The sequence below is a fragment of the Salinicola peritrichatus genome (assembly GCF_003206715.1).
In the GTDB taxonomy this organism is placed as follows: Bacteria; Pseudomonadota; Gammaproteobacteria; order Pseudomonadales; family Halomonadaceae; genus Salinicola; species Salinicola peritrichatus.
This window is the reverse complement of record NZ_PZJU01000001.1, coordinates 1-23,004: the sequence shown is the minus strand read 5'-3', so window position 1 is coordinate 23,004 and position 23,004 is coordinate 1. Positions and strand designations below refer to the sequence as shown.

At 62.6% G+C, this 23,004-nt stretch carries 21 protein-coding genes; 8 read left to right on the top strand and 13 right to left on the bottom strand.

Features of this window, described 5'->3' with window-relative positions; translation table 11 throughout:
• Genes cas4 through DOM57_RS00085 form a run of 5 tightly spaced genes read right to left on the bottom strand, consistent with a single transcriptional unit; the run spans nt 1 to nt 6,282 of the window.
• Entirely contained in the window at nt 1-639 is a 639-nt protein-coding gene (gene cas4, locus DOM57_RS00105; RefSeq protein WP_110647217.1) for a CRISPR-associated protein Cas4, read from the bottom strand.
• Between the two features lie 10 nt (nt 640-649).
• Nucleotides 650-1,519: a type I-C CRISPR-associated protein Cas7/Csd2 gene (gene cas7c / locus DOM57_RS00100; RefSeq protein WP_110647216.1), complete on the bottom strand. Its 870-nt coding sequence runs from the start codon at nt 1,517-1,519 to the stop codon at nt 650-652.
• A complete protein-coding gene (cas8c, locus tag DOM57_RS00095) occupies nt 1,516-3,318 on the bottom strand; it encodes a type I-C CRISPR-associated protein Cas8c/Csd1 (protein WP_110647215.1) in 1,803 nt (600 codons plus the stop codon). The genes cas7c and cas8c overlap by 4 nt, the downstream gene beginning before the upstream one ends.
• The gene (gene cas5c / locus DOM57_RS00090) at nt 3,315-3,983 is read right to left on the bottom strand and encodes a type I-C CRISPR-associated protein Cas5c (RefSeq protein WP_110647214.1); all 669 of its coding nucleotides are present in this window, start codon (nt 3,981-3,983) and stop codon (nt 3,315-3,317) included. Before cas5c ends, cas8c begins: the two co-directional genes overlap by 4 nt.
• A gap of 43 nt (nt 3,984-4,026) precedes the next feature.
• On the bottom strand, nt 4,027-6,282 hold the full coding sequence (locus tag DOM57_RS00085) for a CRISPR-associated endonuclease Cas3'' (RefSeq protein ID WP_110647213.1): 2,256 nt from the start codon (nt 6,280-6,282) through the stop codon (nt 4,027-4,029).
• Between the two features lie 160 nt (nt 6,283-6,442).
• On the opposite strand from DOM57_RS00085, the gene DOM57_RS00080 reads away from it, so the two are divergent.
• Complete coding sequence (locus DOM57_RS00080; protein ID WP_239496056.1) at nt 6,443-7,747, top strand: NAD(P)/FAD-dependent oxidoreductase; 1,305 nt, start codon at nt 6,443-6,445, stop codon at nt 7,745-7,747.
• 11 nt (nt 7,748-7,758) lie between these two features.
• Here DOM57_RS00080 and hda read toward each other — a convergent pair whose 3' ends face one another.
• Both hda and DOM57_RS00070 read right to left on the bottom strand, forming a co-directional pair.
• Nucleotides 7,759-8,460: a DnaA regulatory inactivator Hda gene (hda, locus tag DOM57_RS00075; protein WP_110647212.1), complete on the bottom strand. Its 702-nt coding sequence runs from the start codon at nt 8,458-8,460 to the stop codon at nt 7,759-7,761.
• Nucleotides 8,457-9,554 (bottom strand): AI-2E family transporter, encoded by a 1,098-nt coding sequence (locus tag DOM57_RS00070; protein WP_110647211.1) that lies wholly within the window; start codon nt 9,552-9,554, stop codon nt 8,457-8,459. The genes hda and DOM57_RS00070 overlap by 4 nt, the downstream gene beginning before the upstream one ends.
• A gap of 156 nt (nt 9,555-9,710) precedes the next feature.
• Between DOM57_RS00070 and purM the strand changes: the two genes are divergently transcribed.
• The 3 genes from purM to DOM57_RS00055 all read left to right on the top strand — a co-directional run bounded on the left by purM (nt 9,711) and on the right by DOM57_RS00055 (nt 12,932).
• Entirely contained in the window at nt 9,711-10,790 is a 1,080-nt protein-coding gene (gene purM / locus DOM57_RS00065; protein ID WP_110647210.1) for a phosphoribosylformylglycinamidine cyclo-ligase, read from the top strand.
• Nucleotides 10,787-11,539, top strand: a complete 753-nt coding sequence (gene purN, locus DOM57_RS00060; RefSeq protein WP_110647209.1) for a phosphoribosylglycinamide formyltransferase — start codon at nt 10,787-10,789, stop codon at nt 11,537-11,539. The genes purM and purN overlap by 4 nt, the downstream gene beginning before the upstream one ends.
• 304 nt (nt 11,540-11,843) lie before the next feature.
• Nucleotides 11,844-12,932 carry an aldo/keto reductase gene (locus DOM57_RS00055; protein WP_110647208.1) on the top strand — a complete coding sequence of 363 codons (1,089 nt, stop codon included), beginning with the start codon at nt 11,844-11,846 and terminating at the stop codon, nt 12,930-12,932.
• A gap of 297 nt (nt 12,933-13,229) precedes the next feature.
• Here DOM57_RS00055 and dcd read toward each other — a convergent pair whose 3' ends face one another.
• Both dcd and apbC read right to left on the bottom strand, forming a co-directional pair.
• Nucleotides 13,230-13,796, bottom strand: coding sequence for a dCTP deaminase (dcd, locus tag DOM57_RS00050; protein ID WP_087718745.1), 567 nt, complete (start codon nt 13,794-13,796; stop codon nt 13,230-13,232).
• A 213-nt stretch (nt 13,797-14,009) separates the two neighbouring features.
• A complete protein-coding gene (gene apbC, locus DOM57_RS00045; RefSeq protein WP_420820201.1) occupies nt 14,010-14,834 on the bottom strand; it encodes an iron-sulfur cluster carrier protein ApbC in 825 nt (274 codons plus the stop codon).
• A 165-nt stretch (nt 14,835-14,999) separates the two neighbouring features.
• Here apbC and DOM57_RS00040 point away from each other — a divergent pair, with 165 nt between their 5' ends.
• The 3 genes from DOM57_RS00040 to DOM57_RS00030 all read left to right on the top strand — a co-directional run bounded on the left by DOM57_RS00040 (nt 15,000) and on the right by DOM57_RS00030 (nt 18,669).
• Entirely contained in the window at nt 15,000-16,169 is a 1,170-nt protein-coding gene (locus DOM57_RS00040) for a heparan-alpha-glucosaminide N-acetyltransferase domain-containing protein (RefSeq protein ID WP_110647206.1), read from the top strand.
• The gene (locus DOM57_RS00035; RefSeq protein ID WP_110647205.1) at nt 16,166-17,269 is read left to right on the top strand and encodes a serine hydrolase; all 1,104 of its coding nucleotides are present in this window, start codon (nt 16,166-16,168) and stop codon (nt 17,267-17,269) included. Before DOM57_RS00040 ends, DOM57_RS00035 begins: the two co-directional genes overlap by 4 nt.
• A 77-nt stretch (nt 17,270-17,346) precedes the next feature.
• Entirely contained in the window at nt 17,347-18,669 is a 1,323-nt protein-coding gene (locus DOM57_RS00030; protein WP_110647204.1) for an erythromycin esterase family protein, read from the top strand.
• Nucleotides 18,670-18,714: 45 nt separating this feature from the next.
• Here DOM57_RS00030 and DOM57_RS00025 read toward each other — a convergent pair whose 3' ends face one another.
• From DOM57_RS00025 to DOM57_RS00015, 3 genes are all read right to left on the bottom strand, one after another.
• Nucleotides 18,715-19,176, bottom strand: a complete 462-nt coding sequence (locus DOM57_RS00025) for a tellurite resistance TerB family protein (RefSeq protein WP_110647203.1) — start codon at nt 19,174-19,176, stop codon at nt 18,715-18,717.
• A gap of 166 nt (nt 19,177-19,342) precedes the next feature.
• Nucleotides 19,343-19,858, bottom strand: coding sequence for an S-ribosylhomocysteine lyase (luxS, locus tag DOM57_RS00020; protein ID WP_110647202.1), 516 nt, complete (start codon nt 19,856-19,858; stop codon nt 19,343-19,345).
• A 106-nt stretch (nt 19,859-19,964) separates the two neighbouring features.
• Nucleotides 19,965-20,693 (bottom strand): glutathione S-transferase, encoded by a 729-nt coding sequence (locus DOM57_RS00015; protein WP_110647201.1) that lies wholly within the window; start codon nt 20,691-20,693, stop codon nt 19,965-19,967.
• Nucleotides 20,694-20,830: 137 nt separating this feature from the next.
• Here DOM57_RS00015 and thiI point away from each other — a divergent pair, with 137 nt between their 5' ends.
• Nucleotides 20,831-22,297, top strand: a complete 1,467-nt coding sequence (gene thiI, locus DOM57_RS00010) for a tRNA uracil 4-sulfurtransferase ThiI (protein ID WP_110647200.1) — start codon at nt 20,831-20,833, stop codon at nt 22,295-22,297.
• A gap of 4 nt (nt 22,298-22,301) precedes the next feature.
• Here the strand turns inward: thiI and DOM57_RS00005 are convergent.
• Nucleotides 22,302-23,004: arginase family protein (locus tag DOM57_RS00005; RefSeq protein ID WP_110647199.1), on the bottom strand; the 703-nt coding region annotated here is incomplete at its 5' end.

Below are 23,004 nucleotides of genomic sequence, written 5' to 3'. Positions count from 1 at the left end.
CTACTCGTCGAGTGATTGCAACTGGCGCGCCAGCCAGCGACGCGCCGAGCGCTGCTTGCCCATCACCTGCGGCTGGCAGGCGTCGATCAGCGAGCAACGGTCACAGCGTTTGGCCTCGTATACGGCTGACGGCGTACGATTGCCATCGAACAGCGCGCGGGTGCCGGCGATCACGTCCCACGTCAACGCCCGCAACGCCTTGTCGAAAGGCACGTCCTTGCGCCGCCGCGTCTTGCCGTAAAAAAGCGCGCCGTGTTCGATTGCCACGTTCAACATCTCTTCCAGACAGAGCGCCTGGGCGCAGAGCTGCACTTCATCGGCGCGATGCGCCTTGGGCCGCCCGCGCTTGTACTCGATCGGCCGGATGATGGTCTGCGCTTCCCGCTCATCGAACTCGACCACGTCGGCAACGCCGGTCAGCCCCAGCCGCTCATTGGCCAGCGGCAGCGCCATGGCGGTATACACGCCACGCCGGCGCTCATGGCCGAGACGGTCGGCGCGCTCATGCAGAATGCGACCTTCCGCGGTGTAGCGGTTCTCGGCCCACTGCTGTTCGAGATGAATCAGCGCACACTGGCGCGGACAGAACAGATAATGCTGTAGCGCTGAGAGCGGAATCAGGCGGACCTCGTCCTCCATATTCGCTGGCCTACAAGCGCTCTTCGACGCTGACGCCGGCCGGCAGCGCTTCGGCGTCGACCGTGACCCGGTAATCACCGTAATGCCGCGCGGGGGTATCGGCTTCGCCTTCGACCCGCTCGACTTTCACGCTGTCGAACAGCAGATGCGCCGGCGCATTGCCCATCGGGTGGTCATGCTTGAAGACGATCAGCTTGCGCGCCGACATCTCGCCGCGCGCCGCAGAACGATCATGCTCGAACATGTTGATTAGGGCGCGCCACAGCAGCTCGAGATCGTCTTCGGAAAAACCGGTGCGCTCGGCAAGCTTGGCGGAGACATAGCCATGTGCGCGGTAGAGACCATAGGGAATAATGTGCTTGCGGCCCATGGTGCGTTCCTTCTCGAGGTCGCGCTCGTTGGTGACCGCCATCCGCGTGATCGAAACCTCCATCGGCACCACCGGGTCGATCGAACTGGCAAACGCCATCTGCACCGGGCCGCGTACCTGCCCGGAGTTGACCTCGGTGGTCATCACCGCGCCAAAGGTGCGTACATCGAAAAAGTTCCCGCACATCCAGGCGGTCAACTCGCGCGCCTTAGCCTCATCCTTCGGCAGCTTCTTCGGCTCAGGTTTGATATCGAGCGCATCGTAAGCTTTCTTGTGCTGGTTATTAAGCACCGACTTTTCCTGCATGTAGATGGCGTAGCCGGCGTCATCTTCCTTTTCCAGCGCGACGTAGTTGCGAATCTTGCGCTTTAAGCACACATCGGTGACCAGGCCCTGATTGGTTTCCGGGTCGAGCCGGGGCAGATTGCCGGCATCCGGATCACCGTTGGGATTGCCGTTGGTGACGTCGAACAGCAGCACGAATTCATAACGGTTGGCGATGGCGGTCATGCCTCTTCTCCCTGCGTGGATTCTTCTGGTGTCGTTGCACTGTCGTGTTTGGCGAAACGCGCCTGCGACTGGTGGTAGTAGCCAATGGCGAAGCGTCCCTGGTCTTCGATCTTTAGATGCTTGGGAAAGGTATCGCCAAGGCCGTTGACGATGGCGCCGATCTCACGCTCGATGGTATGCGCCAGCCCCCCTTTATCCTTCTTGCGCATGTTCGATAGATGATTCTGGGCATTGCGCAGCAGCATCGGGAAGATGCTGGCCGGCGTCGCCGACGCCGCGCCGTAGTAGCGGTCACGAATGGTGGCGTTGACCTGGTCGCCGAGGGCGCCGCGCTGGGCACTTTCCAGCTCGGCAAACAGTCGTCCGAGCAGATAACCCGGATGGGTAGAGTGTCGGTCGAGACTCACAGGCACCTCCTGAGGATGGGAATTGGAATGCGCCGCAAGTCGCGCCGCCCGCGCGAGTACGGCCTTGCAGAGCGCGATACGCGCCCCAGTAATGTGACCGTCATTGCGAAACCGCATGACGAGATTGGACAGCAGCGACTGCGGATAACGGCTACCGGTGAGAATCGCGCGCATCAGTTCACCGGCGAGCTGCGGTGACACATCGTCCGCCTTGGGCTTCTGACCGCCGTGCATCGGTGCAGTCTGTAACGCCAGCCACCAGCTTCCCGGCGCGATGCCTTTCCAGGGCGTCGGCTCCAGCGCCAGATCCCGATGGTGCTGCGCATAGTGGCGAGCCAGTCGGTCCAGGGTATCGGCACACCAGAAGCGCACCGACAGACGCGCCGCATTGGGGGCCAGCCCGAGCACGAAGAAGCGCGTATCACTTTCCAGCCGGGGATCGAGCTCTGCCAGCGGACGCCCTTGAGCAACATCGGCCAGCAAGGTACCCAGCTTGGCGGCTTCTTGCTCGTCACTGGGCGGCTCATTGAGCATGGCGAAGAAGCCTTCGGCGGCCTCGGCATGCGCCGCATCGCTGGCCTCGGCCCAGAACACCACGGTGGCATCGCCGATTTGCAGACGCTGGTGGTTGTCGTTGTCGCCACGCAGCAGGTAGTTGAGTGCCGTGGAATAACCGAAGATGGCCGACTTCGAGATCGAGGCGTTGCTCTGTCCTTTATGGCCATAGGAGTTGTAGGCGTCGCTGTTGAAGGAGACGAGTGAGGCGCCTGATGATTGGGCGCCTCTCACGCCGCGAATGGCAGGATGGTCGGCCCCTAGCAGGGCCGCCTCACCGGCAATCAGACACTGACCGGTCTCACCCTCATCGCTGTCCAGAGCGGTACGCCAGAGACTACGTGCCGTCGGGTTTTCATGGAGGTAACGCTGCTGACCCTCGAGACGAAACACGACATTGGTATCCAGCACCTCTTCGCTATAGCCGGGAAGCGCGACCAACCTCTCCGGCTGCCATTGATCAAGCAACACCAGAAAAGCCTGCAGCTCAGGATCGTCGCAGCCGCCGAACAGTTCGAACTGACGGGCCTTGAATGCGGCATGTTCATCTGCCAGACGCCTCCCTTCACTAGCGGTCACGCCAAGCGCATAGGCGGTCTTGTCCCATAGTGGATAGGCGTGGATACCGGAAGTGCGGCGCTTGTCTACCGGTACCTGTTGCGGACGTGGTCGCGGCGTCTTGCCTGAGGTATCGCGTAAATCGTCAATGGCGACCGGCTCGCCTTGGTGGGAAAACACCAGCGCATAGCTGATCTTCTCGCTACTGAAGCCGGGGACCGGCACCTTGTCCTGAGCAGCGAGACGCTGATAGTAGTCATTGAGCGCGGAGAGAATCATGCCAGCGCCTCCGCAAAGGGCGGCACCTCGATCACGCCATCACGCATTCGCGCCCGGAAAAAACGCGGCGTCTTGCCGTTGGCGAAGTCGATGTCGTGGAGCATGAAACCGAGGTCGCGCTCGCCGCTCATTTGGTCATCGACCGCAGGCATGGCGTCCTCGCTTTCGATCAGCGCGAACGCAGCCGGAAACTCCCGCGTGCCCAGGCACGGCATGTGGAAGCACTGCCCCTGACGGGCGCGGCGATTGAAGATATCGAGGTGCTTGCCGGGTGTGTCGCTGTCGTCGGCGCGGGACGTGAACTCGAAGTGCGCCTCGATCACGTAGCCGACGTCACGCAGGATGGTCGCGGCGCGCTGCTGGCGGTTCTGATCGACGAAATAGTTGACGTCGTCGACACGGCCCGCCTTCATCGCCTTGGACACCGTGCCTGCCGACAGCTTGCCGGCCACCTCGTTGCGGCGGATCGACTCGAAACGAATCGGCTTGAGCACATGAATGCGGTCGATACACCAGCGTATCGCCGGTTTCCAGTGGATGGCCTCTAAGATGCCACGTGCCGCCGAGGGCGTGATCACGTCGTAGGAGACCCGCTCCACTTTCATTTCCGGGCGCGTGAAACAGGCCCGCTTCCCCCAGATATGCAGCCGAACGCCGAAACTCATGCGCCGCTCCTCGTTTGTGTTCTCTCACTCAATATCGGTCGATTCACCACATGTTTGACTCGACCGAGCGAAATTCCGGCTCATGCCAGTTGAGCCCCGATTGCCGGCTGTAGAGGTTGCCGTTCAGTTCACCGTGGTGCTCGTCGACCAGCACCATGAACTGCTCACCGAAACGTTCGGGCTCGATGGCCGCAATCAGGCCGGCGCGCTCCAACGCGGCAAAGCCCTGCTGCGGCACCTGAACGGTGTAAAGCTGAAGCTTACGGGCGATGCCGCCCACACCTTCGGCATAGGACAGCTCCCGGAGCGCATCCCGAGCCGTCTTGTCGAAGGGAATGATCACCGCGCGCTGCGTGTTCTCGATCATGCGGAACTTCTGCTCCAGCGTTTCGAACGGCAGCCCTTCCAATCGCCCTTTTTCGCACAGGCCAAGCAGATCGTGCCGGTCCAGCGCCTTGTCGCCCTGCTGCCAGTAGAGCAGGCGGAAGTAGGCGTCGATGGCGTCCAAAGAGAGCGGATCGTCGCCATGCTGCCGGAGCACTTCACGAGTCACTTGGGCGAACTGCTTGAGTTCCGGCGGCGGCGTCCAGTCTTCGTTGGCGGTGGCAAAGATCGCGACCTCACTGTCTGCCGCCCTACGTTTGCCTTCCCTGTTGCAGCGCCCGGCGGCCTGCGCGATGGAATCGAGCCCGGCCTCGGCGCGCAGCACGCGGGGGAAATCGACATCGACGCCGGCCTCGATCAGTGAGGTTGAAACGACGCGGCAGGGCCGGCCATCTTTCAATCGCTGGCGAATCTCGGCCAGCACCTGGCGACGATGCACCGCGCACATCGACGTGGTGAGATGATAGGCGCCAGGCTGATCGGCAATCGTTTCGAACAGCGCCCGGGCATGGCGGCGATTGTTGACGATGCACAGCACCTGCTCGGTGGCGAGCAGCTCGTCGCGTAGCGCCTCGTCGTCGAGGGTGCCGACATGGCGCACGGTGACACGCTCAAGCTGGCGATAGAGTTGCTGCGGGCAAGGTGCCAGCTCATGCAGCTCGCGTAGGCCACCGGCAAAGCTGCGCTCGGGGTCATCGGTCTCGGCCAGCGCCGGCTGGGTGGCAGTGCACAGCACTACGCTTGTGCGGTAATTGAGCGCGAGTTCGTCCAGCGCCGCCACGCTGGGGCGCAGCAGCGGGAGCGGCATGGTCTGGGCCTCGTCGAGAATCACCACGCTGCCCGCGATGTTGTGCAGCTTGCGACAGCGCGAGGTCTTGGCGGCGAACAGACTCTCGAAGAACTGTACGGCGGTGGTGACGATAATTGGCGCGTCCCAGTTCTCGCTGTCGCGTCTTAGCTTATCGAGACTCGTCTTATCACCCTTCGAGGCTTTTTCAGCATCAAAAGTGCTGTGGTGTTCAAGTACTGCTTCTGCGCCATATTGACCCAGTGCATGACGAAACACGGCGGCGTTCTGTTCGACGATACTGGTGAACGGGATCACGTAGATCACCCGATCCATGCCGTGGGCGATGGCGTGATCGAGCGCGAAGGCCAGCGAGGCCAGCGTCTTGCCGCCGCCGGTGGGCACGGTGAGCGTGAAGCGACCGGGCGGTTTTTCAGCCTGGGCACGCACGTGGGTTAGTATCTCGCCGCGCAGACGATTGACATCGCTATCGGCCTTGAAAGCGGTCAGATAGCTATTCAACGCATCGCGCAGCACACCGAGCCCGGGGCCACCGCCGCGCGCATGGGGCAAACCTTTTTCATGCAGGGCGTAGAAATGCTCGGTATCGATGAAATCGGCATCGACCAGGCAGGAAAACAGCATCCGGGTCAAGAAGGCGTATTGAAAGAAGCCTCGCTCGCGGCGCGGCGTGAAGTGTGCCGGTGGCTTCAATTGGGCCGGCAGAGAGAGTTCCTGCTGCCAGCACGGATCGATTTCGGGAAGTTCCGCTTCGAGTCGATCCTTCAGCGGGGTGCGCTCGCCCGCGTCGCGGCCGTTGGCCAGCCCGGCGTGATGGCCGGCGATGGTGTAAGCCAGCATATGGCCCAGCGGACCCAGTCTTTCTTTGGCGATAACAGCCCCGGCCGTGGCGTGATCGACGCGCTGCTTCGAACCGGCCAGACGCTTTTGGAACTCGGCACTGTACTTGCCCAGATCATGCAGAAGCCCCACCACGTAGCCGGCATCGGCCATCCCGAAGCGCGCGGCGCGATGAGCGGCCAACTCGGCTACGGCAACCAGATGATCACCCAAAGTCTGCCAGTCACGCTTGTCACCGGAAGCAGTTGAATGGGCATAAAACATCATTGAAACTCTTTGCATACATTAGTAACAATGAAGTACAAAATGCTGCCAAATACAAGCAGTGGGCTTCTCCATGAATCCATCAGTTATCGTTGAGCCCCTCTCTCCAACCCGATAACATCGTTCGAGCCGTCAAATAAAATCAACGCTCGAGTCGCTTCCCGTGCCCCAGAACACCGCTTCGGTCATCCCTTCTCGACATGTGGCGTCCTACTACGCCGCGTCCGCCCACGCTTCGCCCGAGCACCCCGCGCTGCAAGGCGCGACCACGGCCGACGTTTGTGTCGTCGGCGGCGGGTTCACGGGAATCTCCTCGGCGCTGCATCTGGCCGAAAAAGGCTTCAAGGTGATCGTGCTGGAAGCCACGCGGGTCGGCTTCGGGGCCTCCGGGCGTAATGGCGGGCAGATCGTCAACAGCTACAGCCGCGACATGGACGTGATCGAGGCGAAGTACGGCGAGACCAGCGCGCGCGCGCTCGGCAGCATGGCGTTCGAGGGCAACCGGATCATCCGCGAGCGTGTCGCCACCTACGCCATCGACTGCGACCTGAAGGACGGCAACCTGTTCGCCGCCTGTACCGACAAGCAGATGAACGGCCTGATCGAGCACAAGGCACTGTGGGAACGCTACGGCAACCGCGAGCTGGAGTTACTGGAGGGCGACGACTATCGCCGCGAAATCGGATCCCAACGCTATGTCGGCGCGCTGCTGGATCATTCCGGCGGTCATCTCCACCCGCTCAATCTGGTGTTGGGGGAAGCCGCCGCCTTCGCGTCGCTGGGTGGCGTGATTCACGAGCAGTCGCCGGTCACCGGGATCACTCACGGCGATACGGTGCGCGTGAGCACGTCCCGGGGCGAGGTTCGGGCCAAGCATGTCATCGTCGCCGGCAATGCTTACCTAAAGGGGCTGCTGCCGGAACTCGAAGGCAAGAGCATGCCCTGCGGCACTCAGGTCGTGGCCACCGCGCCACTCGACGAAGCGCTGGCCCGGGAGCTGCTGCCCAATGATCGTTGCGTCGAGGATTGCAATTATCTGCTCGACTACTATCGGCTGTCCGCGGATCGCCGGCTGATCTACGGCGGCGGCGTGACCTACGGCGGTCGCGATCCGGCAAGCATCGAGGCGGTCATTCGGCCCAATCTGGAAACCACTTTCCCGCAACTTGCGGGAGTCGGGATCGATTACGCCTGGAGTGGTAATTTTCTGCTAACACTCAACCGCTTGCCGCAGTTCGGCCGGATCAATCACAACGTCTTTTATGCCCAGGGATATTCGGGCCACGGCGTGACCTGTACCCATCTCGCCGGACGCTTGATGGCCGAGGCGTTGAGCGGACAGTTCGAGCGCTTCGACGCCTTCGCCGGCCTGCCCCATACCGCCTTTCCCGGCGGCCGTCTGTTCCGCGTGCCGCTGACCGCTCTCGGTGCCTGGTACTACCGTATGCGCGACCAGTTGGGCTGGTAACGGCCAACGGCCTACCACTCCAGCGCCTGTTTGACGAAAGGGATGGTCAGCTTGCGCTTGGCCGAGAGTGAAGCGCGGTCGAGCCGGGCAAGAATGTCGGAGAGGCGATCCAACTGACGCGGGCCACGATGCAGGATGTAGCGTGCCACCTCGTCGGGGAGCTGCATGCCACGCATCCGGGCGCGTAGCTGTAGTGCGCCCAGCCGCTGGGCATCGTCGAGAGGCTGGACGTGGAAGACCATGCCCCAGGTCAGGCGCGAGGCGAGGTCCGGCAGTTTGACATCGAGTTGGCGCGGCGAACGGTCGGCGACAATCACCAGCCGCTTGCCGGCATCGCGCAGGCGGTTGAAACCGTGGAATAGCGCCTCTTCCCAGCGCTTGCGCCCGATCACCCGTTGCAGATCGTCGATCGCCAGCAGATCGAGCCGTTCGGGCTCTTCGAGAATGTCCGGGGGAAAGTGCCCCAGGGTATCCAGCGGCAAGTAGAGCGCACGCTTGCCCCGAGCATCGGCATGATGACAGGCCGCCTGTAGCAGATGACTACACCCCACCCCTTCGCCGCCCCATAAATAGAGGAAAGGTTCGCCGTCCTCGTCGAGTTGCGCGTTCAAGTGCGCCACCAGCGAGGCGTTGTCGCCGGGAAAATAGTTGGCGAACGTCGCGTCGTCGCGCAACTCCACACCCAGCGGCAACTGTGACGGTCCCGGGCTCATGGCGTCTCGCTTCCCTGATCTTCGAGTCTGGAACCGCCTTCGAGCCTGGACCGATCGTAGAGACGGCTCCGGCGATAGCGATGATAGACGTAGCGCAGCAATACCATGATCACCGCTGCCACCGGCAACGCCAGCAGTATGCCGGTGAAGCCGAACAACTGCCCGCCCGCCAGCACGGCGAAGATCACCGCGACCGGATGCAGGCCGATCTTGTCTCCCAGCAGCAGTGGCTGCAACAGCGTGCTTTCGACCACCTGCCCGATCCCGAACACGACCAGCACGCCAAGCAGCGGCACCCACTCCCCGAACTGGAAGAACGCCACCACACCGGCGGTGACGATACCGACGATCACGCCGAGATACGGCACGATGCTGGCCAGCCCCGCCAGCAGCCCGATCAATAGACCGAAATTGAGGCCCAGAACGCTCAAGCCCATGGCGTAGATGATGCCGAGACTCAGCATCACCAGTAGCTGGCCGCGCAAAAACGCCGATAGCACCTCGTCACACTCGGTGGTCAGCGCCGTGGCCCGTGGCTCGATGTGGCGCGGCAACAGGTCCCGCAGATAGCCTTTGATCCGGTCCCAATCGAGCAGCAGATAGAACGTCACCACCGGAATCAGCGCGATGTTGCCGATCCAGACCGCGAGAGCCAGCCCCGAGCGGGAAGCCTGGGCCAACAGTGCCGCGGCGTAGGTACCGGTCTCGCGCCAGTTGCTCATCAAGGCGTTGCGCAATTGATCGAAATCGGCAGTGAAATCGATGCCGGTGAGCTCCCGCACTTCCGGCAGAATCGTCGCCTGGACCCAATTGAAAACGTCGGGCAGCGCTTCGAACAGCTGGCCGATCTGGCGTCCCAGCATCGGCACCAGGATCAGCAGGCCGCCGACGACAATGACACCGAGCATCAGAAACACCACGCTCACCGCCAGCCGTCGCGACAGCCCCCGCGCCTCCAGCCAATCGGTCACGGGATCGCCCAGGTAGGCCAGGATCATGCTGACGAAGAACGGCATCAGGATCGGCTCCAGCAGCACCAGCAGCCAAAGCGCCAGCGCGACACCGATCAAACTCCAGACTTGGACTCTCGTCATAACCGCACTCTCGTCATAACCGCACTCTTGTCATAATCGAACTCTCGTCATCGCGCGCTCGTCGTCCCGTCGACTGCCCCCTCAATCCAGGCAATGCTACAATGCGCCCCGCTGAACATCATCCCTATTCACTGCCTCCGCGAGAAAGGTCTTCCCATGACGCGCTCTACTTCCGATTCTCCGAACGCGCCCCGTTCGCTCAGCTACAAGGACGCTGGCGTCGATATCGATGCCGGCAATGCGCTGGTCGAGCGAATCAAGGGCGTGGCCAAGCGCACCTCGCGCCCGGAAGTGATGGGCGACCTGGGTGGTTTCGGCGCGCTGTGCCAGTTGCCCGCCGGCTACCGCGAGCCGGTACTGGTCTCCGGCACCGACGGCGTCGGTACCAAGCTGCGCCTGGCGATGGATCTGGGCAAGCACGACACCATCGGCATCGACCTGGTGGCGATGTGCGTCAACGACCTGGTGGTTGCCGGCGCCGAGCCGCTGCTGTTTCTCGATTACTACGCCACCGGCAAGCTGGATGTCGATATCGCCGCCGATGTCGTCACCGGCATCGGTGAAGGCTGCAGTCAGGCCGGGTGCGCGCTGGTCGGCGGTGAAACGGCGGAAATGCCGGGTATGTACGAAGGCAGCGACTACGACCTCGCCGGTTTCTGCGTCGGCGTGGTCGAGAAGTCCGAGATTCTCGACGGCAGCAAGGTCGGCGAAGGCGACGTACTGCTCGGCCTCGCCTCCTCCGGCCCGCACTCCAACGGCTACTCGCTGATCCGCAAGATTCTCGAGATCGGCGGCGGCAAGCTCGACGAAACCCTCGACGGCCAGCCACTGGCCGATCTGCTGATGGCGCCGACGCGCATCTACGTCAAGCCGCTGCTGGCACTGATCAAGTCCGGCGGCGTGGACGTGCACGCACTCTCCCACATCACCGGCGGCGGCCTGCTCGAGAACGTGCCGCGCGTGCTGCCGGAACATCTGGCCGCGCGGATCGACGTCAGCCGCTGGCAGCGTCCCGCCGTGTTCGACTGGCTCCAGCAGCAGGGCAACGTGGAAGAGCGCGAGATGTACCGCGTGCTCAACTGCGGCATCGGCATGGTCGTGGTGGTTCCCGCCGACCAGTCCGACCAGGCCATCGCCCATCTCGAGACCGCCGGCGAAACCGTCCATCGTCTGGGCGAGATCGTCGGCCGTAGCGCCGATGAAGAAGCCGTGCAACTGGAGAACCTGCCGGCATGAGCGGTGACTATCCTTCACAACAGCACGATACCCTGAACGACTTCGAAGCCGCCGCGGCCGAAAAGCCGCGGGTCGTGGTGCTGATCTCCGGTAACGGCAGCAACCTGCAGGCACTGTTGGACGCTCAGGAACACGACGAGCTGGGCGGCGGCGAGATCGTCGCGGTGGTTTCCAACAAGGCCGACGCCTACGGGCTCAAGCGCGCCAGGAACGCCGGTGTCGATGCCGTCGCCCTGCCGCACCGCGAATATGACTCCCGCGAAGCCTTCGACGCCGCGCTGATCAAGGTGATCGACCGCCACGAGCCGGACCTGGTGGTGCTGGCCGGCTTCATGCGCATTCTCACCCCGGCCTTCGTCGACCGTTATCGCGGTCGCATGCTCAATATCCATCCCTCGCTGCTGCCCGCCTATCAAGGCTTGAATACCCATGCCCGCGCATTGGCCGATGGCGTCACCGAGCATGGCGTCAGCGTGCATTTCGTCACCGAGGAACTCGATGGTGGCCCGGTGGTGATCCAGGCCGCGGTCAAGGTCAAGCCGGACCAGGACATCGACGAACTGATCGAGAAGGTGCATGCCCGCGAGCATCTGATCTACCCAATCGCGGTACGCTGGTTCCTCGAAGGCCGCGTCAAACTGTCGCCCGATGGCCAGGTCACGCTGGACAACATGCCGTTGCCGGCCACGGGATTGCGCATGTCCCACGAGGACGCCGCCGAAGAGCTGGACGAAGACCTCGACGACTGATCGTTGACCCTGCTGCGCCGGCCGTTTCCCCGGTCGGCGCCGTCTCCCTCTCTCCTCCTGCATCCCGCCTGCCGCTTGGGAAGCGCTGAATAAATCGGCGAGCAGGATGAAGCGCAAGGCGCACGGAGCGCAGCAACCGGAGCCTATGGGGTATAGGTGAGGATTNNCGCAGCGATTCGCCTGCGCAGAGATTTATACAGTGTTTCCCTTGCTCAACCGGCGATCTTTGCCAAGCTGAAACGACAGTCCCCGACAGCGGTTGTCGGAGGCGTTTCACGCTGACTGACAAGGAGGCCAATACGACATGGAATACCGTCCACTGGGCAATTCAGGCTTGATGGTTTCGACGCTGACCCTGGGCACGCTGACGTTCGGCGGCGCCAACGGCTTCGAGAAGACGGGCAAGGTCGACGTCGACGGTGCCAAGCGTCAATTCGACATCGCCTTCGAGGCCGGTATCAACATGATCGATACGGCCGACCTCTATGCCATGGGCCTGGCCGAAGAGATCACCGGCAAGGCGCTGGGCGACAAGCGCAACGACATCGTTCTCGCCACCAAGGGACGCAGCCCGATGGGTGACGACCCCAACGCCACCGGGGCCTCGCGCTTTTATCTGATCCACGCCGTCGAGGCGAGCCTCAAGCGTCTCGGCACCGATCACATCGATCTGTATCAACTGCACAACTGGGATGGCGTGACGCCGGTCGAGGAAACGCTGGAGGCGATGCATCATCTGGTCACCAGCGGCAAGGTGCGTTACTGGGGCACCTCGAACTACACCGGCTGGCAGATGATGAAGATGCTCGGCAAGGCGGAGGCTCACGGCATGATCAAGCCGGTAAGCCAGCAGATCTATTACACGCCGGAATCCCGCGAAGCGGAGTACGAACTGATGCCGCTGGCCCTGGATCAGAACATCGGCTCGTTGATCTGGGGGCCGATGGGCGAAGGCCTGTTGACCGGCAAGGTGCGTCGCGGCCAGAAGACGCCGCCGGATACGCGCCAGGGCGACGGCTGGCCGGAGCCTTACATCCACGACATGGAGCGAGCCTACGACGTCATCGAGGAACTGGTCGCCATCGGCGAAGCTCACGGCTGCTCGCCGGCACGGGTGTGTCTCGCCTGGCTCAAGGATCGCCCCGGTGTGACGTCGCTGATCATCGGCGCACGCAGCGAAGAACATCTCCGCGACAACATCGCCGCCACCGAGCTCAAGCTCAGCGAGGAGGAGAACCAACGGCTGGAACGCCTCACACGGCCGGCGCCGCTCTACCCTTACTGGCACCGTATCGTCGCCGGCATGGACCGCCTCGATCCGGCGGAAAAACCGTTCCTCGACGGTTACGCCGAGACGATCAAGAACCGCACCGACGACCGTTCGGCATCGTGACAATCAATTCACCGTCGAAAAACGCCGGATTGCCAATGCAGGCAGTTTTTCAAGGAAGCGCTGATAAATCGGCGAGCAGGATGAAGTGGGCGGCACTCCGTCGCAAGGCGCACGGANNCGAGTCAACCGGAGCATATGGGTTATATGTGAGGATTCCGATCGGACCGGCGCACCGGCACCGCGCACAAATTCGCCGGGAGCGAATTTGAACGGCCGCAGGCCGGCCTTCGGTGACCGCCAGGGATGGCGGTCATAGCGAAGCGATTCGCCTGCGCAGCCATTTAGGCAGCGTTTCCTTCAGGTGCGCGGCAGGGTCACCCCGCGCTGCCCCATATACTTGCCGCCGCGATCCTTGTAGGAGACGTCGCAAACCTCATCGGACTCGAGGAACAGCATCTGCGCCACGCCCTCGTTGGCGTAGATTCGCGCCGGCAGATTGGTGGTGTTGGAGAATTCCAGCGTCACGTGGCCTTCCCACTCCGGCTCCAGCGGCGTGACGTTGACGATGATGCCGCAACGCGCGTAGGTGGACTTGCCCAGGCAGATGGTGAGCACGCTGCGCGGAATACGGAAATATTCCACCGTGCGCGCCAACGCGAACGAGTTGGGCGGAATCACGCAGGCATCGCCCTTGACGTCGACGAAGCTCTTCTCATCGAACGCCTTGGGATCGACCACCGCCGAGTGGATATTGGTGAACACCTTGAATTCATCGGCGCAACGCACGTCATAGCCGTAGCTGGAAGTCCCGTAGGAGATCACGCGCTGGTTGTTCACATGGCGGACCTGATCGGCCTCGAACGGCTCGATCATGCCCTCCTGTTCCGCCATCCGGCGAATCCACTTGTCGGATTTGATGCTCATGCAGGCGTCCTTGAGACAGCGATGACGTCTCGCGACGTCACGAATTCGGTAGGTGTAACGGAAATCGGTGCGACATGATAACGGCCCGGTGGCTTGAAAGGAACGCCGCCGGGCCGCTTGTCGGGATGTCCCGATAACCAACTCGTTCACGCAAGTCGGCGAGCCGGTTTTTTCACGCCGTTTGGGCGTGCGCAGGCATTTTTCAGACAGCGCTCAATCGCTGAACGAGATCGTCGGGCCGCCGGTGTTCTGCTCGGCCACGCCGCTGGCCACCGCGCGCGCCATCTCGCGGAAAATACGTGCCACCTCGCCTTCCGGCTCGGCAACGACGCTCGGTGTGCCGCCGTCGGCCTGTTCGCGGATCGACAGTCGCAACGGCAACTGACCAAGCAGCGCGGTATCGTACTGATCGGCAATGCGTTCACCACCGCCGGCGCCGAAGATCGGCTCGCTGTGACCGCAATGGGAACAGATATGCAGGCTCATGTTCTCCACCACGCCCAGCACCGGCACGTTGACCTTGCGGAACATCTCGATGCCCTTGCGTGCATCGAGCAGCGCGATGTCCTGCGGCGTGGTCACGATCACCGCGCCATCCACCGGCACCTTCTGCGCCAGCGTCAACTGGATATCGCCGGTGCCCGGGGGCATGTCGACGAACAGGAAGTCGAGGTCCTGCCACAGGGTCTGGTTGAGCAGTTGCTGGAACGCGCCGGATACCATCGGACCGCGCCACACCGTCGGCTGGTTGATATCGACCATGAACGCCATCGACATCGCCTGGATACCGTGCGCGATAATCGGCTTCATGCTCTTCTCGTCGACCACCTCCGGCCGGGTGTTCTCCGGCAAGCCCAGCATGCGAGCCTGGCTGGGACCGTAAATATCGGCATCGAGCAGTCCGACCCGATACCCCTCCGCCGCCATCGCCAACGCCAGGTTGGCGGTGACGGTGGACTTGCCGACGCCGCCCTTGCCGGAGGCGACGGCCACGATATGCTTGATGCCCTCGATCACGGTTCGCTCCTTAGCCGCAATTTCATGATGCGCTCTCGGAGTCAGTATAACGAGCCATACCCGCAGTACCCTAGGGCCGAACTCAGAAATAGCCGCCGACACCTTTATGCGATCGACCGGATGCTACAGTGATTCCAGGCTCGCCCACCGCGCCGGGCCGACCCGTGACAGTTCGGAGACACAAGGATGTGCCCCACGACCGCCGATACCGCCAACCCGACAGTTTCGACGCCACCGACCGCCGGCCGCTGGTGGCGCCGGCCTTTCGTCGCGCCGAGGGCGGACTCACGCATCGAGGCCATCGATCTCGCCCGCGGTTTCGCCGTGGTACAGATGATCCTGAGCCACGGCGTCAAGGGGCTCTTGAGCTTCGAACAGTTTCCGGACTGGGGCATCGTGCCCATCCATCTGCTCACCAAGTTCTCATCGTCGCTGTTCGTGATGGTCTTCGGCATCGCCCTGGCGGTGGCGTTTCTGCCGCGGGTCGACGACGAGGACTGGCCCCGGCGGCGCTGGCGTCTGATCAAGCGTGGGCTGATCGTGCTGTTTTGGTACAAGGTGCTGACGGTGATCGAAATGAGCCATCGCTTTCCGCCGCGGGACATCATCGACGCGCTGCTCTACCAGCGCTTCCCGAGCTTCGTCGAGATTCTCGGCTTCTATGCCATCGCGCTGCTGTGGATGCCCTGGTTCCTGTCCGTGTGGAAACGCTTCCCGGGCTGGTTGCGGCTGATCAGCCCGGCGCTGATGGCGGGTTTCGGGATATGGCTGGCCCGGGTGTTCGATTTCTGGGGCGTGCCCCAGCTGCAGGCACTGATCGTCGAACATCCGGACTACTACGTCTGGGGACAGTTGACCCGCGGGCCATTGGTGCTCGCCGGCCTGCTGATCGGCGAGTGGATGCTCCACGGTCTGGCATGTCCGGCACTGCAACGCGCCTTGATCGCGACATTGGCGGCACTCTCGGTGGCGCTCTTCGCCATCTTCTTCTGGCTCGCGCTGCCGACGCTCGACGATACCCTGGACGCGCTGGCCCGCAACGTCGGCAAACATCCGCCGGCGCTCGACTTCATGCTGTTCAGCCTGGGCGGCGCGCTGGCCCTGCTGGCGATTGCCCTGCTCGGCGGCCGGCGGCTGGCGACATGGCTAAGGCCGGTGACGATCATCGGCAGCGATGCCTTGCAGGCCTTCATCTTCCATATCAGCGTGATCTTCCTGCTATTTCGGATCACGCTCGGTTACTGGCACAACATCAGCTATACCCTGGCGCTGAGCCTGACCATCGGCTTGATTTTCGCCACCACGGTTTGGATCCGGCTGGTCCATCGCCTCAAGGCGCGGTGGAACGCATCATGAGCGTACCGAAACCCACCACCGGGATATCGCTTCGCCGGGTAGTCATTGCCGTAAGCAGCTCGGTGATGATGATTTTCCCGCCCTTGGCCGGGGCCGGCGATTGGCCCACGAGGCTCGAGGCCCGGCTGACAGAAATCGACCGTCAATATGCCGGCGAGATCGGCGTTCACGTGCGCCGCCCGGCGACCGACGAGCGCCTTGGCCATCGCGATGCCGAGCGCTGGTACTGGGCCTCGCTGGTCAAGATACCGGTCGCCGTCGAGCTGTTGGATCGGGTCTCGCGGGGCGACATCGATCTACAGGAGCGCATGACCCTGGCGCAGAGCGACTACGTCGACGGCGCCGGTGCCACCAACTGGGCCGAGCCCGGCAGCGAGATACGCTTGCGTACCCTGCTCGAACGCATGCTGATCCAGAGCGACAACACCGCCACCGACATGTTGATACGTCGCGTCGGGCTGGATGCCGTCAACCACCGCGCCCGGAGGCTGATGAGTGATGGCATCGGCCCGATCACGACCTTGGTCGACGTGCGCCGGCATCTCTACGCCGCGTTCACCGACCAAGCCTGGTCGTTGAGCGGGCTGGAGCTGATCGACCTGCGCCAGTCCGCTTTCGGGGAACCGCGCCTGGCCAGGCTAGCGCAGCTCACTGACGTCTCCCGCCGGGATTTTCCGCTCGACGATCTGGCGGCAGGCTATGAACGCTATTACGCCACCGGCCTCAACTCGGGCCGGCTGGATCGTTACGCCGATATGTTGGCTCGCATCAACGCCGGAAAAGCGCTCGACGGTGAAGCGACCCAGGTGCTGCTCGAGATCATGCGCCGGGCCACCACCGGCCATGCCCGGCTCGCCGCCGGCTTCCAGCGCGAATGGCCCTTCGCGCAGAAGACCGGCACGCAACATGCCCGCTTCTGCGATGCCGGCATCGTCAATCCGCGCACATCGCGCGCCGTGATCATCGTCTCTTGCCTCAAGGGGGATCCCTCGCGGCAAAACGCCAATCGCACCTTCCAGGCGATTGGCGAGGCGATCGAGGCCAGCGGCGTGCTGGATGGCGGCAGCAGCGATCAGCCATTGACCGGCACTACATTTTGACACCGAACGGCTGCCGCCCCCGGGAGCATCGTCGACTAGAGTCAAAAAAGATTGGCGTATTCCCAAGGAGGCAAACCATGACCACACCCCTGGACTGCGTTTGCGACGCCGCCACGCGCCTCGATGGGAGCATCGACGACTACGACCGACTGCTCGACCAGGTGGGCGAGCGCGGCTGTGTGCTGCTCGGCGAGGCCTCCCACGGCACCCGCGAGTTCTATCGCATGCGCGCCGAGATCACCCGTCGCTTGATCGCGGAAAAGGGTTTCGAGGCGGTCGCCGTCGAGGCCGACTGGCCCGATGCCCTGCGCCTCAGTCGTCATGCCCGCCACGACAGCGACGACGAACCGATCGAAGCCTTCGGCGACTTTCAGCGCTTTCCCCGCTGGATGTGGCGCAATCACGAGGTCCGCGACTTCATCGCCTGGCTGCGCCAATACAACGCAGAGCGTCCGGCGCAGAGTCGGGTCGGTTTTCATGGCATGGATCTCTATAGCCTGCACCGCTCGGCCGAGGCGGTCATCGCCTATCTGGAAGGTGTCGACCCCGAGCAGGCCCGGATCGCCCGGGAAAGCTACGCCTGTTTCGACCATGCCGACGATCCGTTTCGCTATGGTCACGACGCCACCTTCGGCATCAGCCAGTCCTGCGCGGATGGCGCGGTAGCGATGCTCGCCGCCCTGCTCAACAACGCCGACCGGTACCTGCGCGCGGATGGCCGTCGCGCCACGGACGAGCAGTTCTACGCCGAGCAGAACGCCCGCGTGGTGACCAACGCCGAAACCTATTACCGGGCCATGTTCGGCTCGCGTGTCGATACCTGGAACCTGCGCGACGGTCATATGACCGACACCCTTGCCGAGTTGCGCCGGCATCTGCGCAGCCAGGGTGGCCAGGGCAAGATCGTGGTTTGGGCGCACAATTCCCACCTGGGCGACGCTCGCGCTACCGAGATGGGCTGGGGGCGTCAACAGCACAACGTCGGCCAGTGGGTCCGCGAACGTTTCGGCGAGGAGGAGACGCTGTTGGTCGGCTTCACCACGCATACCGGCTACGTGTCCGCCGCCAGGGACTGGGATGGGCCCGTCGAGCACCGCTGGGTACGCCCCGGCCTGGAGAACAGCTACGAGCGACTATTCCATGACAGCGGCCTGGACCGCTTCTATCTGCCGCTCGACAGCGAACACGTCGCGCCCCTGCTGGAACCGCGTCTGGAGCGCGCCATCGGCGTGATCTACCGCCCCGAGACGGAGCGCCTCAGTCACTACTTCCAGGCTTCGCTGCCGCGCCAGTTCGACGCCGTGTTCCATATCGACGAGACCAGTGCCGTCGAGCCGTTCGAGAAAGGCGAGTTGTGGCGTCCGGAAGTCGTTCCGGAAACCTATCCGTTCGGCGTGTAGCTAACCGATGGGTCCCGGTGATGCGTTGGACGATGGAGGCGCCGCTCAGCGCTGGTTCTGCTCGGCTTGAACATTGAGCTTGGTGCGAATGAAGTCGCTATGGGTGACGTAGAGCAGATCGGCCAGGCGCCGGATGCGGTGCTCTTCGAGCGCGGCAAGTTCGTCGTCGGCATAGGCCAGGCGCCACATCGCTGCAATCAACTCGACACGCTGGTCGTAACTGAAGCGCTCGTTGAGCAGCGACACGTACTGGAAATGATCGACGGCCCGTTCGACCTGGTCTTGCGCCTGCTCGATCAGCGCATCGAGTTCGGCCTGCTCCAGCGAGAACTGCCTCGCCAATACCTGGCGAAGCATCGCCAACTCTCGCGGATCGGCCTCGTAATCGGCCCGCAGTACTTCACTGAGCAGCGCGGCGACAGCCAATTGCGGGGTGACAGCGTCGTTACCCTCCGAATCCGGCACGGCGAGCACGCGTTGAAAGAATTGCTGGACGGTATCGAGCATGATGACTTCCTGGGCTGAACGGCGATGACAAAAAGCTTTTCGCGCGGCTTCGGGCGCGCATTGACTGACATTTTGACACCTACCGAGATAAAGGTTCGCCAAAAACACAAAACCCGCAACCGAAGTTGCGGGTCGAAAAGTTCGGGCGCACTGGCCGCGCCGAGGATCAAGCGCCGTGGGCGGCGAGAAACTCCTCGGTCAGCTTGAGTTCGCTGTTCGAGTTGACCGTCACGCCGCGCGTGGTGACGTTCCTGGCGATCTGCTTAGCTTCATCCAGCGAGTGCATCTCGGCCGTACCGCACTGGTAGACGTTCAGCTCGGGAATCGAGCCTTGGTCCTCGACCGCCAGCACATCTTCCATTGCAGCCTTCCAGGCGGCCCCAACGGTCTGCTCGTCGACCTGTCCGATCAGGCTCATGTAGAAGCCGGTACGGCAACCCATCGGCGAGATATCGATGATCTCGACGCCATCGCCATTCAAATGCTGGCGCATGAAGCCGGCGAACAAATGCTCCAGCGTATGAATGCCGCGCTCGGAAAGGATCTCTTCGTTGGGGACGCAGAAACGCAGGTCGTAAACGGTGATGTTGTCTCCGTGCGGCGTCTGCATCTGCTTGGCGACACGCACCGCGGGGGCTTTCATCTTGGTGTGGTCGACCATGAAGCTATCGAGTAATGGCATGCGTTGCCTCCTTTTTCAGCGTGTCCGGATGTGTGCCTACTTTAGCACGCTAATCGGCCGTATCGGATATCGAGTTCGGGCCAATTATGTGTCGAGCTCGGGCCAGTCATGTATCGAGTTCAGGATAGTGGCGGAAAATCCCGCTCTCGTTGAAGTCGAGACGTCGATCCGAGGTCAGATAAGCCGCCACCCGGGGTCGTTGGCTCACGCGATCGACCAGCGCGGTGACTTCCGGCACTTCTGGCTCCAGCCGCCCCATCGCGCGAGGAAAGGCGTAGCGCAACCCCGTCACGACCTGGAACAACGAGAGGTCGACATAGCTGTGCGCCTCCCCGACCAGGTAAGCCTCGTTGCCAGCATTGGCGGCCAATACCCGCTCGAAGTAATACAGAAACTTGGGCAGGCGCTCCTGGACGAACGTTTCCGCGCGCCGCTGAGCTTCTTCCCGCTGATCCTCATAGTAGAGCGACGAACCGATCGGGTGATGGGCGTCGTGAATCTCGGCGACGAAGTCGGTCAGCGTCAGCTGCAAACCGTTGGCCCAATGGCGGCTGGCCTCGTCATCCCTTACCAGCCCGAGGCGCGGGCCGAGAAACTGCAGAATGTTGGCGACATGGGACACCACGATGTCGCCGGCCTTGAGTACCGGCGGCGCAAAGTGCGGCTGGCCCATTTCGCCCCCGTGCAGGAACTCGCTGACGGCACCGGCGCCACCGCCGTTTTTCTCCGGCAGCTTGCCGATATCGACATAATCCGCGCCGGCGTCTTCCAGCGCCAGTCGCACGAATTCGCCACGTCCGGGAATCCCCGGCCAGTAATAAAGTTCGTAACGCATGATAATCCCCTCTGCCGAATGTGATTTCAGCCTAGCAGCCCATGCCGCGACGAGAAGCCGCCAGTAACCAGCGAACGGCCTGGAGCCGGGAGAAGCGCATTGTTACCATAGTCCACTTTTGAAATCTGGCCTCCACCATGCGTTATTGGGTCAAACCCTTTCCAGAAATAACGATCAAATCGCGTTCCGTGCGCAAAGTCATGATGCGCTGTCTGCGAGCCAATATCCGCAACACGTTGCAGCGGCTCGATCCCGACGTGGGCGTCTCCGACCGCTGGGACGCGCTGGAAGTGCACCCCAGCGGCGAGCCCGGCGCATCCACGCGACAGGCGATGGAAGCCGCGCTGACGCGGATTTCCGGCATCCATGAAATCCTCGCCATGGAGAGCCGCGATTATGTGTCGTTCGAGGACACCGCCGAACGGCTGGTGCCGCGCTGGAAGGACGCCATCGCCGGCAGGAGCTTCCGGGTCAGCGTTCGCCGCAAGGGCACGCACGACTTCACCTCGATGGAACTGGAGCGCTATCTCGGCGGCGCGCTGCTGCAGGCCTCTCCCAGTGCCATGGTAAAACTGACTCGCCCCGAGGTGGAGGTTGGTCTTGAGATCAGAGACGGACGTCTGATGCTAGTGTCGCATCGCCTGCCGGGCATGGGCGGCTATCCGCTCGGCACCCAGGGCGAGGCACTGGCGCTGATCTCCGGCGGCTTCGACTCACCGGTGGCCACGTGGCGCATGATCCGGCGCGGCCTCAAGACCCATTTCCTGTTCTTCAACCTGGGCGGCCCCGCGCACGAGAAGGCGGTGCGCGAAGTGGCGCACCACGTGTGGCGGCGGTATAGCGCCTCGCACCGGGTCGACTTCATCAGCGTGCCGTTCGAAGGCGTGATCAACGAAATTCAGCGCCAGGTGCCCGCCGGCATGGCCAGTGTCGTGCTCAAGCGCATGATGATTCGCGCCGCCAACGAAGTCGCCGCCCGCATACGCGTTCCGGCGTTGATCACCGGCGACGCGTTGGCCCAGGTCTCCAGCCAGACGCTGGTCAACCTGGGTTTCATGGACGCGGTCAGCTCGCGCCCCATCCTGCGTCCGCTGATCGCCAGCGACAAGCAGGAGATCATCGCCGATGCCCGCCACATCGGCACCGCCTCGTTCGCCGAGCGCCTGCCGGAGTACTGCGGCGTGGTTTCCAAACGCCCCAACACCCGCCCCAGCGCCGCCCAGGTGGAAGAAGCCGAAGCCACGTTCGACTTCGACGTGCTGGACCAGGCCATCAGGGCCGCCAGTGTGACGCGTTCCCACCGTCTCGCCGAGGAAACGCCGCAACTGCAGGAGGTGCGGATCGTCGACTCCGCCCGGGCGCTGGCCGCCGACGACGCCGTCATCGACATTCGCCACCCCGACGAGCGCGAACGCGCCCCGCTGGCTCTGCCCGCGGACCAACTGCTGGAGATTCCATTCTTCGAACTGGCGGATCGCGCGCCCATGCTGCCCAAGGATCGTCACTACCTGCTCTACTGCGCCCAGGGCGTGATGAGCCGCATGCAGGCGCTGCACCTCGCTGACCGGGGAATGACGCACTTTGGAGTCTATCGACAGGATTAGCTGGTCAATATTGGCAAGCGCCACCGTATGCCTGAAAACCAAGCAGTTTCAGGCAGCTCATCACCAAACTAGAGTATCGTCCCAGCTCCATGCCAGAAGGATCGTTATATTCGAACATCCCTACACCTATGATTTCGGCCTGTTGGGAAATCGAGGTCATCCACTCCACTAACGCTTTAAGCTCAATTCCCCCGGGCACTTCGAACAGCGCCAAGGACCCACTACTGGGGTCGATCACATCCAGATCGAAATGGAGGTAAACATGCTTGCCCTCAATGAACTCGTTGATTTCCTTCATAGCATCCGCAGATAACCGAGGCCAGATACGAATCATCCGAGCGTTTATGAAGCACCGCTCGGCGGGATCTATATCCCGAACACCAACCATTCCGATCTGCTCTGCTTTTAGAAATGCCGGCAGCCGACTGACTATCTCATCGGGACCATCCCCGATCAAAGTGCGTAATGGCATGCCATGAAAATCGCCGCTGGGACTACTTTGTGGCGTATTCAGATCAGCATGAGCATCAACCCACAGTACGACCAGATCCGAATGGCGCTGCCTGAAATAGGTAATAGGCGCAATGTCCCCTGAACATTCGCAGGCGAGCGTCAATAGATGCTTGGGGGCACGCGCTTCCAAGATGGATTGCTGCGATGAGATATTGCCAACGATTCTATCCAGATGCTTAATCCCGGGATATTCA